The 12,876-nt window shown below is 59.7% G+C and carries 12 protein-coding genes and 1 pseudogene; 2 read left to right on the forward strand and 11 right to left on the reverse strand.

All coding sequences use genetic code 11. The features are described from left to right. Nucleotides 1-189: pseudogene (gene tnpA / locus BLL52_RS22030) on the reverse strand (IS66 family insertion sequence element accessory protein TnpA); the annotation flags it as partial. Nucleotides 190-442: 253 nt separating this feature from the next. On the opposite strand from tnpA, the gene BLL52_RS14985 reads away from it, so the two are divergent. Continuing rightward, on the forward strand, nucleotides 443-1,018 hold the full coding sequence (locus BLL52_RS14985) for a ferritin-like domain-containing protein (RefSeq protein WP_241839201.1): 576 nt from the start codon (nucleotides 443-445) through the stop codon (nucleotides 1,016-1,018). A 74-nt stretch (nucleotides 1,019-1,092) separates the two neighbouring features. On the opposite strand, the gene BLL52_RS14990 is transcribed toward BLL52_RS14985, so the two are convergent. From BLL52_RS14990 to BLL52_RS15015, 6 genes are all read right to left on the reverse strand, one after another. After that, nucleotides 1,093-2,274, reverse strand: a complete 1,182-nt coding sequence (locus tag BLL52_RS14990; protein WP_075587680.1) for an ABC transporter permease — start codon at nucleotides 2,272-2,274, stop codon at nucleotides 1,093-1,095. Further along, nucleotides 2,274-3,458, reverse strand: coding sequence for an ABC transporter permease (locus BLL52_RS14995; protein WP_075587486.1), 1,185 nt, complete (start codon nucleotides 3,456-3,458; stop codon nucleotides 2,274-2,276). Before BLL52_RS14995 ends, BLL52_RS14990 begins: the two co-directional genes overlap by 1 nt. Nucleotides 3,459-3,487: 29 nt before the next feature. Next, the gene (locus tag BLL52_RS15000; protein WP_075587487.1) at nucleotides 3,488-4,459 is read right to left on the reverse strand and encodes an HlyD family secretion protein; all 972 of its coding nucleotides are present in this window, start codon (nucleotides 4,457-4,459) and stop codon (nucleotides 3,488-3,490) included. A 2-nt stretch (nucleotides 4,460-4,461) separates the two neighbouring features. Then, entirely contained in the window at nucleotides 4,462-5,784 is a 1,323-nt protein-coding gene (locus BLL52_RS15005; RefSeq protein ID WP_075587681.1) for a TolC family protein, read from the reverse strand. 115 nt (nucleotides 5,785-5,899) lie between these two features. Further along, nucleotides 5,900-7,087, reverse strand: coding sequence for a beta-ketothiolase BktB (gene bktB, locus BLL52_RS15010; RefSeq protein WP_075587488.1), 1,188 nt, complete (start codon nucleotides 7,085-7,087; stop codon nucleotides 5,900-5,902). Nucleotides 7,088-7,199: 112 nt separating this feature from the next. After that, nucleotides 7,200-7,955, reverse strand: coding sequence for an SDR family NAD(P)-dependent oxidoreductase (locus BLL52_RS15015; RefSeq protein WP_075587489.1), 756 nt, complete (start codon nucleotides 7,953-7,955; stop codon nucleotides 7,200-7,202). A 91-nt stretch (nucleotides 7,956-8,046) separates the two neighbouring features. Between BLL52_RS15015 and BLL52_RS15020 the strand changes: the two genes are divergently transcribed. Continuing rightward, nucleotides 8,047-8,364 (forward strand): HPF/RaiA family ribosome-associated protein, encoded by a 318-nt coding sequence (locus tag BLL52_RS15020; RefSeq protein ID WP_075587490.1) that lies wholly within the window; start codon nucleotides 8,047-8,049, stop codon nucleotides 8,362-8,364. Between the two features lie 5 nt (nucleotides 8,365-8,369). On the opposite strand, the gene BLL52_RS15025 is transcribed toward BLL52_RS15020, so the two are convergent. The 4 genes from BLL52_RS15025 to BLL52_RS15035 all read right to left on the reverse strand — a co-directional run bounded on the left by BLL52_RS15025 (nucleotide 8,370) and on the right by BLL52_RS15035 (nucleotide 12,875). Beyond that, nucleotides 8,370-9,038, reverse strand: a complete 669-nt coding sequence (locus tag BLL52_RS15025) for an RluA family pseudouridine synthase (protein WP_075587682.1) — start codon at nucleotides 9,036-9,038, stop codon at nucleotides 8,370-8,372. Further along, the gene (locus tag BLL52_RS15030) at nucleotides 9,025-11,187 is read right to left on the reverse strand and encodes a PAS domain-containing hybrid sensor histidine kinase/response regulator (protein WP_075587491.1); all 2,163 of its coding nucleotides are present in this window, start codon (nucleotides 11,185-11,187) and stop codon (nucleotides 9,025-9,027) included. The genes BLL52_RS15025 and BLL52_RS15030 overlap by 14 nt, the downstream gene beginning before the upstream one ends. 60 nt (nucleotides 11,188-11,247) lie before the next feature. Continuing rightward, nucleotides 11,248-11,394, reverse strand: coding sequence for a hypothetical protein (locus BLL52_RS21070; RefSeq protein ID WP_173861775.1), 147 nt, complete (start codon nucleotides 11,392-11,394; stop codon nucleotides 11,248-11,250). A 329-nt stretch (nucleotides 11,395-11,723) separates the two neighbouring features. Beyond that, the gene (locus tag BLL52_RS15035; protein WP_075587492.1) at nucleotides 11,724-12,875 is read right to left on the reverse strand and encodes a pyridoxal phosphate-dependent aminotransferase; all 1,152 of its coding nucleotides are present in this window, start codon (nucleotides 12,873-12,875) and stop codon (nucleotides 11,724-11,726) included. Nucleotide 12,876: the final 1 nt, after the last annotated feature.

Consider the following 12,876-nt stretch of genomic DNA (forward strand, 5'->3'; position numbering starts at 1 on the left):
GGGTTTGGCGGGTGAGGGGGTCAGGGCAATTGCGTCAATTGCAGTGGCTTTGGTCTGGCGCAGCTTTTGTTGCCAGCGGTACAGGGTTGAAGCTGCGAGGCCATGCGTTTTGGCATATGCGGCCATGGTGACTCCTTCGCGCCAGGCCGTTGCAACGTGTTGCGCAAATGAGGTTGATCGTGCTTGCATGTCCGTTTTTCCATCTGAGTTGAGATGGCGCAAGCTTGCCGAAGTTGGCAGTGATTTGTAAGTCTGGGGTTTGTGGAGCGCTTACAGTTCACTGGCTTTTCATCGCTGCTTTTTTTGGCAGTCTGTCTGCCAACGCACTGAGTTCATACCGCGCGGCACTTACTCTGGGCCCAAAGTAAGTTGCGCGTCTGTGCGCATGGCTTTTCCCGCCTTGGCAACTCGATCCGCGCAACCACTGCTCGCAAGGAACCGAATGACTTCTCGTAGCGCACATATCCAGTTCACCACGGCCATTGAGCGTGTTCCGACGATTCCTGGCATGAGCCATTGGCCCATGGATGGAAGTGCCAGTCAGCATGAGGTGCTGGGTACGCTTAATGACGCCATGGCCAACGCCATCGTGTGTCTATTGCGCTACCGCAGCCATCACTTTCTGGCGCGAAGCGCGCGCTCCTACGCCGCGGCTTGGGATTTTTTGGACCATTCCAACAATCAGCAGGGCCATGCCGACTTGATTGCCGAACAAATCGTCCTGCTGGGCGGGCAACCTGACTTCACACCTGACAAGCTCCTGCAACAGTGCCGTGCCGAACATACCAACGACCCCACCGTGACCGACATGCTCAGCGAGAACCTGATAGCCGCGCACCTGCTCGTGGACGATTACCGCCAGTTCATCGTTTTTTTACGTGATGCCTATCCGACCACACGCCGCATGTTGGAATCCATCCTGGAGGTCGAACAGGCGCATGTCGTCGAACTTGCTCAGTTGTTGCAGGTTGAATCCGCCTGTGCCTGGCCGCTTAGGCGCGGCCATGAGAGCCACTGAGTCAAGTACCGATTCACCTATACCGTGAAGGGCAGCGCGCAGCACGGCAGACTCAGGCGAAAGTTGGTCCACCTTCACCCTCGATCAAAGTCATTTCCGGCAGCGGCATTGGCGGTGCCGCTGCCGGTGCGGGGTCGGAAAGCACAGACTCGCAGCAGCCAGCCACCCGCGACGACGGTGATGACCGTCAACGCGAACAGATGCGGCCACACATCACGCAAGGGCGCACCCATCTGGTTCAACCGCAACGAGGCCTGAATGCCTGCGGTGCTGGGAAACAGCCAACGCGCAGCCTGCAAAAACTCAGGCAAGGCTTCAGAGGGCCATGAAAACCCTGACACAAAAGCCAGGGGCAAGGCGGTGAACAGCAGCACCTGCAAAGCCCGCTCCCGGTTGCCAAACCACACGCCCAGCAAGGCACCCAGAGTGCAAATGGCCAGCACATAAAAAGCCAGCAACACCAGCGCCCCGCCCGGGTTGCTGCCGCGAGGAAAGTCCTGCGCCCAAAATATCCAGCCAAAGTACAGCAGACCGCTCAGATAACCCACAGTTGAAAAGCCCAGAATCCGACCCAGCCAGACGGCGGGCTTAGCGCGGTGCTGGCCGGTCTCGGCCCACAAACCCACCAGCAGGCCCACGCCCATCAGCAGGGTTTGCTGGATGATCAGCAAGGCCACGGCGGGCACCACATAGCTGCCATAGCCTTCGGTCGGGTTGAACAGCGCCACCATCTGGGTGTTGATGGGGCTGCGGCTGGCCTGGGCTTGCAGGGCGCTTTGGCCGCTGGCCTGCAGCTTTTTGATTTCCACGCCCGCTGACACCGTGCCCACCGCCTGGGCAAAGCCGTAAAGAACCGCTTTGTTGAGCAGCGCGTAGCTGCCATTGGCCTCGACCGTGACCACCGCCGCACTGCCCCGCACCACATCGCGCTTCAGGTCGGGCGGCAGTACGGCATAGCCTTCAATCTCGCCATGCCACAGCGCTTGCTGCGCCGCGCGTTCGTCCCCTGTGACCAAGCGCACGTCCAGCGCGGGGCTGGCGCGGGCAAAGCGGGTAATTTGGCGCGACAGGCTGCTGTGGTCTTGGTCCACCACCGCCACCGGTACCCGGGTCACGGCTTGTGTTTGGTACGGCCAGGGGTAAAAAAACCCGTACAGCAGGGGCGCCAGCACCAGCAACAGCAGCACGCCCTTGTCTTGCGCCACGGCCTTCAGTGTGGCCAGCCAGGCCGCCCAAATTTGACGGGCAGTGCCCATCAGCGGCCACCCCAGCTGGCGGGTTGCTTGGCAGTGCGCATCAGAAGTGGCACGCAAAGTACTATCAATAAAATAGCTGCTAGCGCAATCACCATAAGGGCTAGAGCCGAATTTGACCATGGAGCGGCCATTTGCAGCTGCTCCATTTGCAGCCGCACATAGTGGGTGTAGGGCAGCAGTTCGGCCCATCCACGTGCCAGCACCGGCATCGACTGCAGCGGAAAACCCACACCGCCAAAGGCAAACGCCGGTGCAGTGATGAAACCGGTGGCCGACAAGGCCATGCGCAATGAGCGCGATGCACACGCAGCAAACGCCCCCATGGCCAACGACGAAGCCAGAAACACCCACAGCGCCAGCAGCACCCAGGCCACCGAGCCCTGCGGATGCCAGCCACGGCCCCATGTCAGCCCCAGCATGGCCAATGTGGCCACCGTGCCCAGCGCCAACAGCGGCCAAAATAGCTTGCCCAGCAAAGCCCCGGTGGTATGGCTCCAGCCGGGCAGGGGGCCCAGCCAGTCACCCAGGCTGCGGTCACGCAGCTCGCGCCCCAGCGTCCAAGCCCCTGCCGTCATGGCCAAAATGTGCAACACCGCCGGTATCAAGGCCGCGGCCAGGTACTGTTCGTAGTTCAACGCGGGGTTGAACAGCGTCACCAGACGGGTCTTGATCGGCTCCATGGCCACCTGCGCCGCCAGTGCGCTCTCACCGCGCTTGTGGCGTGCCGTTAGTTCCAACCCGGCGGACAAGGTGGCCACTGCGGTGCGTACATCGCGCTGAATCAGGCTGGAATGCAGTCCAAACTGGGCGTTGTGCAACAAGGTGACTTGCGCGGCCTGACCCTGCTTGAGCGTTTTGGCAAAGTCTGGTGCAATGCTGACCACGCCGTACACCTCGCCCCGGCGCAAGGCCTGCGTGGCCTCGGCCGTGCTGGCGTAACTTTGTACCGGCTGCAGACCCGGCGTGGCATCCAAAAAACGCAGCAGTTGGCGCGACAGCGCCGAGCGGTCCTGGTCCATCACGCCAATGGGCAGGCGGGTGGGCAGCCCGGCTGAAAACGTCCACCAAAGCATGGCGACTGCCAGCAGCGGCACCCAGGAAATCATGGCCAAGTCCCAGGGGTTGGCACGCAACCAGGCCGCCTCGCGGCGCAAGCTGGCTATCAGGGCAGGCACAAATGCCATGGTGTCAGACAATGTGCAAAGTCAATACGCTACTCAACCAGCACGCTCATGCCGGGTCGGGCACCGTCAATCGGTGTGCTGGGGCGCGCCCGGACTTCAAAGGTGCGGGCGTCAAAACCTTGCCCTGCGCGGGTGGCGCGCCAGGTGGCAAAGTCTGGCAGCGCCGCGCTGTAATAGACCTTGAAGCGCACCACCTGGTTGCCCAGCGCGGGCAGCACAGCGTCAAATTCGCTATCTTTGGCAAAGCGCTGCAAATGGTCTTCGCGCACATTGAGCACCACCCATTGGTCTCTCAGGTCCACCACGGTGACCACTGCCACGCCTTGGGGTGAGAGCTCACCCACCTTGGCCAGCACCTTGGCCACTTCGCCGGCCACCGGGCTTTTGAGTTCGGTCTCGGCTTGCGCGGCCTGCACCTCAGCCACCACACCGGCCAACTGGCGCGCCTGGGCGTTGGCGGCGGCCTTGTCTTCCGGGCGCGCGCCAATGCGGGCCATGTCGTATTGGGCCTTGGCGGTCAGCGCCTGATCACGCGCAGCCTTGTAATTGGTGTCAGCCTCATCACGCTTTTGGTCTGCCACCAGGCCTTCGCGGGCCAAACCGTCCACCCGTTTGAAAGAGGTCTGGGCCAGATCAGCCGCGGCTTGGGCGCGCAGCCATTGCAGGCGGGCCATTTCCAACTCTAGCGGACGGGTGCCGTTGCGTGCCTTGTCGGCCACGGCCTGTGCGGCTTCCTGGGCGGCGGTGGCCTGGGCCAGCTTGGCAGTCACCTCGGGGCTGTCGGTGCGCATCAGGGTCGCACCCACCGTGATTTGGTCGCCTTCCTTGACCAGCACTTCGACAATGCGGGCGCTGAGCTTGGGGGCCACGTCGGTTTCGCGGGCTTCCATTTGCCCTTGAAACACCAGCGGCGCAGGCTGTGCGGCGCGCCACACGCCATACCCCAGCACGGCCACCAAGGCCACTGCGGCGACAGCTTTTGCGATGTTTGTCTTGTTCATGCTCAATACACTTTCAGGTCGGCTTGGCGTACATAACGGCCAAACTCGTCAGACAAGCCGCAGCTTTCCAGCAGCCGGGCCAACGCCATCACATACTCATAAGCCAACTGGGCGCGCTCGGTGTGTACCTTGGCCTGGTTCACCTCGGCATCCATCAGCTCCAGCGCGGTACCGGTACCCTGACGCAGGGCCGCAGTGCGCAGGCGCAGCACCTCCTGGGCGAGTTCAATGCCGGTGGCGGTGGCCAGAAATTGCTGGCGCGTCTGCTCCACCGAGCGCCAGTTTTTTTCAACCAGCAAACTGATGTCGTCGCGGGCCTGGGCTTGCGTGTGCTCAGCCTGTTCAATTTGCTTGTTGGACGCCGCTGCCAGCGCGTCGCGATTCACCGAGTCAAACAGCGTCCAGCGCACGCCCACACCGGCCACCCAGTTGGCGCTGCCGGTTTTCAGCTCGCGCTGGCCAAACGCAAACACCTGGGGCTTGCGCAGGGCCTCCTGGCCAAGGTGGAGTTGCTCGGCCTGCTCAATTTTGGCGCTGACCTTGGCCAGGCCGGGGTGATGCTGCAAGGCCTGGCTTAGAAAATACGCCAGTGGCTCGGTAGGCGCGCTCATGACAAACAGGGGCGTTTGCGGCTGCACCGGGGCGTCGGCCTTGACGGTACGCGCCAGCGCAACGCCCGCTAGTTCGGCATCGTCCTGCGCCCGCTGGGCATTGCGCCTTGACTCTTCCAGCGCGGCTTGGGCTTGCAAGCGTTCAACCCGTGAAATGACGCCTGCCGCGAGCATCTTGGCGGTGGCCGCATCGTGCTGAGCCATGTCCTTGAAGGCGGTCTGGCGTAGCGTGGCTGCTTTGACGGCCAGTTGCGCGCCGAAATAGCGCTGCACCAGCAGAGTGGCGAGCTCATGGCCTGACTTGTCGGCATCGGCTTGGGCTTCACTGCCTTGTGCGGCAGAAAACGCGCGCACCGTATCGCTCACCCTGCCCATGTAAATCGGCCACATGGCCGCGACTGATTGGGTAGAACCTGTCGTCTGGCGGTCCAGCGTGTAGCTGGCTGGCAGTTGCGGCAGGTTCAATTGGCTCAGCGTATTGAGCAAGGGCAGGGGCAATTGCTGGCTGATCTGAGATAACTTCTGGTTGATCGGGTCCAGGCTCAAGTCTAGGCTGGCGTGGTATGCGTAGGCGGCACCCGACAGGCTGACCACCGGGCCGCCCAGGCCCTGCAGTGCGGTGGATTGAAGGCTTTTGCTGTCTACCGCTGCCTGCGCAGCGGCCAATTGGTCAGAACCGGCTTTGACGCGCGCCCAGGCGTCATCAAATGTCATGGCCTGTGGCCAGACCGGAAACCCGATCAAACCAGTCAAAGCGGCTAGCACGAGCAGCACAAAGGGCCCGACCGATTTTTCAGCCGGGCCCTTTGTGGGGTTTGTCGCGTGTGCTTTAACTCTGGCGCTCAAAAATGGCTGCGATACCTTGCCCACCGCCAATACACATGGTTACCAGCGCGTAGCGGCCGCCGATGCGCTCCAGCTCATAGAGTGCTTTCACCATGATCAGCGCACCGGTGGCACCAATCGGGTGGCCCAATGAAATGCCTGAACCGTTCGGGTTGACCTTGGCTGGGTCAAAGCCGAGATCCCGGCTGACTGCGCAGGCTTGGGCTGCGAAAGCTTCATTGGCCTCGATCACATCCATGTCGTTGACCGTCAAGCCAGCCTTTTTCAAAGCCATCTGACTCGCGGGTACCGGGCCAATGCCCATGTACTTGGGGTCAACACCGGCGTGCGCGTAAGCTACCAAACGCGCCATGGGCTTGAGGCCCCGCGCCTTGGCTGCGGTCGCTTCCATGACCACCACCGCCGCAGCTGCGTCATTGATGCCGGATGCGTTGCCTGCCGTGACGGTGCCGCCTTCCTTCATGAAAGCGGGTTTTAGCTTGACCATGTCTGCAATCGTGCAGTTGGCGCGGTAGTGCTCGTCGGTATCAAAGACAACATCGCCTTTACGGCTTTTCAGCGTCACTGGCATGATCTGGCTCTTGAAGCGGCCGCCCTCAATGGCGCGCTGGGCGCGGTTGTGGCTTTCAACCGCAAGCGCATCCTGATCTTCACGGCTGATGCCCCACTTGGCTGCTATGTTCTCGGCCGTCATGCCCATGTGGATAGTATGGAACGGGTCATTCAGCGCACCCACCATCATGTCGATCATCTTGGTGTCGCCCATGCGCGCGCCCCAGCGCATGTTCAGGCTGGCATAGGGTGCGCGGCTCATGTTCTCGGCGCCGCCACCAATGCCGATATCGATATCCCCCAGCAAGATGGACTGACTGGCGCAAATAATGGCCTGCAGCCCTGAGCCGCACAGTCGATTCACGTTGTACGCCGGCGTGGATTCGGGGCAGCCACCGTTGATAGCCGCCACACGCGAGAGATACATGTCTTTGGGTTCGGTGTTCACCACATGGCCAAAGACCACATGCTCCACATCCTTGCCTTCAACCTGAGCGCGAGACAATGCCTCACGTACCACCTGGGCGGCCAGTTCGGTTGGCGCAATATCCTTGAGGCTTCCACCATAGGTGCCTATGGCAGTTCGTACCGCGCTTACAACGACAACTTCACGACTCATTAATGTCTCCTCTTTAGTTGAAAAAATTTATCGCAGATCCATCTTAGTCGTGCAGACACTCAAACGCCTGATTCAGGAGATGACTGTTGCCGCTATTTCGAAAAAAAAGCTATCAACAGCGCACATCAGCCACCGGTTCGCTGCCGAAGTCGTCTCTCTGGAGGAACGCCAGCACCCTGGCGGCTGCATCATGCGCGCTGGTGAGTTGGTCACTGGCTTTGAGTCGCATGAAACTGTCTTGATCCGGGAAATCTGTCGGGTTGGCACTGCGCAACTGGGACTGCATATCGGTATCGATCACGCCTGGAGCAAGCGAACAAACCTTGGCCCCATTGGGCTCTGAGGCCTCGTCCAGCGCCAGACAACGGGTGAAATGGTCCATACCCGCCTTGGCTGCGCAATAGGCTGATTGCGACGCCATGGGTCGGCGCCCTAGGCCGGAAGAAATATTCAGCACTTTGCGACTGGCAGACCATTGCCGGGTGCTGGCCAAAAACGCAGCCGTTAAAACCAGGGGCGCCTCCAATCCGACGCGCAGTGCCTGGGCCAGAGTAGCCGGGTCTGACGCGCACAGCGGCACCAGTGGCGCAATGACACCGGCGTTGTTGATCAAACTGGCGCTGTCAATCAGGCTGGGGTCCTGAACTTGCAGCCACTGGCAGATTTGCGCTGCGGCCGGTTGGGGGTCGGATAAGTCGGAGGTCCACTGCAGCAACTGCGCACCACGCCGATGCGCTTCGTTCGCCAATTCAATGGAACTTGTGCGCGAGATACACAGCAGGCTATGCCCAGGCGCCAGCAGTTGTTCGGCCAGGCAAAAGCCCATGCCGCGTGAGGCTCCAGTGATGATGAAAAGCTTGATTTTCATGGCTGAATTGGTTGACAGGAGTCTGCGGACGGATGAAGACGGTTCACTATGATGGCCGATAACCAACGTGGTTGTGTTCATAAGGAAAAAAATGCAGGTTCAGTTTCAGACAGATAACTACATTGAAGGCACAGAAGCCAGGGCTCAGTGGGCCAGCAGTAGCATCAACTCTGCTTTGGCCCGCTTCAGCGACCAGATCACCCGAGTTCAAGTGCATGTTAGCGATGAAAACGCGGGCAAGAAAAACAAAGAAGACAGTATCCAGTGCACCCTGGAAGTGCGTTTGGACGGATTTCAACCTCTGGGTCTGAAACACCATGGTCCCAATTTGAACCAAGCCATTGAAGGCGCTGCCGAAAAAATGGTGCGCATGATTGAAAGCACGCTGGGCAAAGCAGCCCGGGCTTGAGCTAACTAAAACGGCGCCGGAGACACCCAACGAATGGGCTTCAAGTTGACCGGATGCGTCAGGGCAAGCTCTGTAGCGTGCAGCAGCAAGCGCGCTGAAGCTGCGGCGACAGCAGTTGGTGCGTAAAGTGCGTCACCCAGGATCGGGTGCCCGATTGCCTTCAAATGCACCCGCAACTGGTGTGATCTGCCGGTCAGGGGTTCAAGCCTTAAACGGCTGGTACCAGCCGCCAGGTCAACTGAAATAAGCTGCCAACGCGTCACGCTGGGCTTGCCCTGATAGGTGTCAATGACCCGGCAAGGTCGGTTGGGCCAGTCCAGTGCGATGGGCAGGCTAATCTCTTGCCAGTGCCCGTTGTCTGATTCAACTGACGGCTCCTGCAGCCCGTCCACCACTGCTTCATAGCGTTTGAAAACGCTACGCCGGGCAAATGCGTCGTTCAGGATGCGCTGGACTTCGGCGCTGCGCGCCATGAGCATTAAGCCGGATGTGCCCATATCCAGCCTGTGAACAATACTCGCATTTAAATAGCATCTTTGAACCCGTGATGCCAAACAGTCCTGCTTGTCGCTGCCACGGCCTGGCACGCTTAGCAGGCCGGCCGGTTTGTCCAGCACCAGCAAGGCGTCGTCCTCGTAAACGAGGGTAAAACCGGCCGTGTCAGCGCTTGACACGGCTTTCGCCAAGCAGCTTTTGAACCGTGTCGCACAGTTCCTCGATGTCATTGGGCTTGTGGATTAACGCTTTAGCACCTGCTGCCAACGCATCGCGCTCAATCTCGGGGGTGACATAGCCTGAAGCTAGTGCCATCGGCAGATCTGGTCGCAAAGCAGTCACATCGCGAATCAGATCGACACCGCTGTAACCCGGCATATTGAAATCGGTGACCAGCAAATCTGCCTGCGCTGGATCAGCACGCAGCGCTTGCAGGGCAAGTTTGGGGTTGGTAAAGGTGCTGACCACATACCCACGGCGAGTCAACAGGCGCCTGACCAGAAAGACCAGTGCTTCGTCATCATCAACATACATGACTTTCTGGCCGGTCCCATTTGGCGCGGTGGCGGTTGGGGCGGCGGGCGCAGGCATGATGCTTTCGGGTTGCGCCGCATCGTTGCTGAACGGAAAGTACAGCGTAAAGACACTGCCTTGGCCAGGCACGCTCTTCACACTGACACTCCCCTGGTGTGCCCGCATGATGCCGTGCACCACCGAAAGCCCCAGCCCAGTGCCTTGTCCGACCGGCTTGGTGGTGAAAAATGGTTCGAAAACCCGCTGCAACACGGTCTCGGACATGCCGGTACCGGTATCACCGACGGTGAGCTTGATGTGCTGCCCACGCAGCCCGCCGCGCCGCTCGCCTGTGGCCTGGTGACTGCGTTTGCTGTAGTCCAACGCCACACGAATCGTGCCTTTGCATCTGCCTATGGCGTAAATGGCGTTGGTACACAGATTGAGCAAAACTTGCTCAATCTGTGTGGCATCGGCCATCACCGGAGGTGTATCCGGTTGAATGTCCATCACCAGATCCACCTGCGGTGGCAAGGTAACCTTCAGGAGCCGCGTTGTCTCCATGATCACATCTGCCAGTTGCAGGGAAACGCGGTGCGGCGGCTCGTTGCGGCTGAAAGTGAGGATCTGACGAACCAGATCGCGCGCGCGCCTGCCTGCCTTGTCAATCTCGGTCAGACTGGTGGCAACTGCAGAATCCAGCTGGGCGTCTTCCCGGGCCAATTCAACATTGCCCAGAATGGCGCTGATGATGTTGTTGAAATCATGCGCAATGCCCCCCGCCATGGTGCCAATCGCCTGCATTTTTTGTGATTCACGCAGCTGCGATTCCAGCGCCTGGCGGTGTGCTTCCATCTTTTTCTGTGCCGTCAGGTCATGGGCAAAAATGGTGACGATGTCGCCGTCAGGGTGGTGTTCAAACGACAGGCTGATATCCAGTGGCACCGCATCGCCAGCGGTGGTGATGCCCGACATTTCGCCCAGTTGGGCATGGCTGGTGATCTCGCTGTAAGACAGTGCGCGCACTGCATCTGGCAAGAAATCAGCCAGCATCCGCCCCAGCGCCTGCTCAGCCGGGCAACGAAAAAGCGTGGCAGCCGTGGGGTTGAAGACGATGATGCGCTGCTGGCGGTCAACGCAAATAATGGCGTCAAGCGAAGAATTGATGATGGCCGCCAGATGCGTCTTGCTTTGTAGCAGTTCGGTGTTGCGCTGCTGCAGCGTGTCTGCGCTGGCTTGCAGTGCGCTACGCTGGGTCAGCAAGGGGCCTTGGTCAATGATGGCGCAAATGAAGGTGGTGCGCTCGTCCTGATTGGCGTCAATGCGTGAAATATGCAGGTCGCCGGTGATGATGCCGTTGGAGGCGCCGTCAAATCTCAACTCGTTGAGCTCACAAGCACCTTCCAACCGGGCCGTGGTAAACCCGGTTTGCAGGGCGTTTAGATCATCGGCATGCACTAGCGGCTGAAAATACGTTAGCGGCGGGTCGCTCTCTATCGGGCGCAAAAGGGCCAGCGCCCGGGCATTGTTTTCCAAAATTTGGCCACCGTCATCCACCACCATCAAGGCCAGTGGCACGTTGGAGAACAGGGTGACAAAGCGCTCGTAAGCCCCCTCTGCAGCGCTCTGGCTGAAGCGCAAGGCTTTGTTTTGAATCTCCAGCTCTGACTGGTAGTGCCGCAGGTCATCCACCTGGCGGGCGGTGGAGACGCTACCGTTCGCAGGCATGCCCCAGCGTTGCGAACCACCCAGGCGCGTCTTGACAGGCGTCGTTTGAACCGCTTGGCGTGACTTGGCTCGAAGAGGCTTCTTCATGCGCACCCGGGTTGGGACAGCCGGGCGCGGGCCACGGCTATTCACCGGCTCTACATCAGATCAACGAGGCGCGTTCTTGAGCTTGCCCCGCACTGGCACAACTGTGACAACCGTTGGGCGCACCGCATCCGCCGACACCGGCTTGGGCGGTGTGGTGTCTTTCTTGGGTTTTTTCACCATTTTCTGACTCTGCATACCTTTTGCCATGATTGTTCTCCTGGGTAGTTGCTTGCGCGCCGCGGTGGCGTGAAGTGTTTGGATTATCGGCGGATCACGACAGTGTCCGGCATACGGCTAGCCACCTTGACCGGGTCTTTAATGAAGAAGGAACGGAAAACGCGAGCATCATCAAGCCGCAGCATGGGACACGCTGAAAAACTCACTACCAGACTCAAAGACATATCAACCAGGTTCAACTGCAGGTGCATGAAATGGCGCCTTGGTGCTGGCTCTGGGGCCATAGAAATATACAACAAATATGCCTCTAGCCCTTATAAATTAAGCGCTAATAGCTATACTAAATATAGCGATATGTATCAAATCGCTTGAAGCTTCTCTAATGCCAACGCAAGGGTTTCTGTCTTCTTGGCGAAGCAAAAGCGCACCACCTGCTGATCAAACCCGTTGCCGTAAAACGCTGACAAGGGAATGGCCGCCACGCCAACCTCGGTGGTGAGCCACTGGCAAAAGTTAACTTCGCTGAGGTCGTTGATGCCAGAGGTGTCTACGCACTGGAAATAGGTGCCCTCGCAAGGCAGAAGTTTGAAGCGGGTTTTGGCCAAACCGGCACGAAACAGGTCGCGCTTTTGCTGGTAGAAATCGGGCAACATCAGATAGGGCAGGGGATCGGCCATGTAGTCGGCCAGGGCATATTGCACCGGTGTGTTGACGGTGAACACATTGAACTGATGTACTTTGCGAAATTCAGCCGTCAGCGCTGCGGGCGCTGCCACGTAGCCGACCTTCCAGCCAGTGACGTGGTAAGTTTTGCCAAAACTGGAGATGACAAAGGCGCGCTCGGCCAAGCCTGCAAACCGCGCGGCGCTTTGGTGCGGCATGCCGTCAAACACCATATGCTCGTACACCTCGTCGGAAATCAGCAGCACGTTGGTCGGTGCCAGCAAGCGTTCAAGTTGCTGCATTTCTGCGGCTGACCAGGTGGTGCCGCTGGGGTTATGCGGGGTGTTGACGATGATGGCGCGGGTGCGCGGTGTCAGTGCAGCAGCCATCAGGTCAAAGTCAGGGCGAAAGGTACCGGGGGTTAGCGGCACCCGCACGGCCACGCCGCCTGCCAGTTCGATATTGGGCACATAACTGTCGTAACACGGCTCCAGCACAATCACTTCATCGCCTGGATGGACCACCGCCAGAATGGTGGTGAGGATCGCTTGCGTCGCCCCTGCCGTCACGGTGATTTCGCTTGTAGCCGAATAGCTGCGGGCATAGAGCGCTTTCAACTTTGTAGCAACGGCTTCGCGCAACTGGGGCACGCCGACCATCGGTGGATACTGGTTCAGCCCTTGTTGCATGGCCCTGGTGACCGCATCCACCAGCGTGGGGTCACAGCCAAAGTCCGGAAAACCTTGGCCTAAATTGACGGCGTTTTTTTCAGCCGCCAGGGCTGACATCACCGTGAAAATAGTGGTGCCGACATTGGGCAGCCTGGAGGTCAGGACGGGGCAGGGCATG

Origin of the sequence: Rhodoferax antarcticus ANT.BR (assembly GCF_001938565.1) — a bacterium.
GTDB lineage: Bacteria > Pseudomonadota > Gammaproteobacteria > Burkholderiales > Burkholderiaceae_C > Rhodoferax > Rhodoferax antarcticus.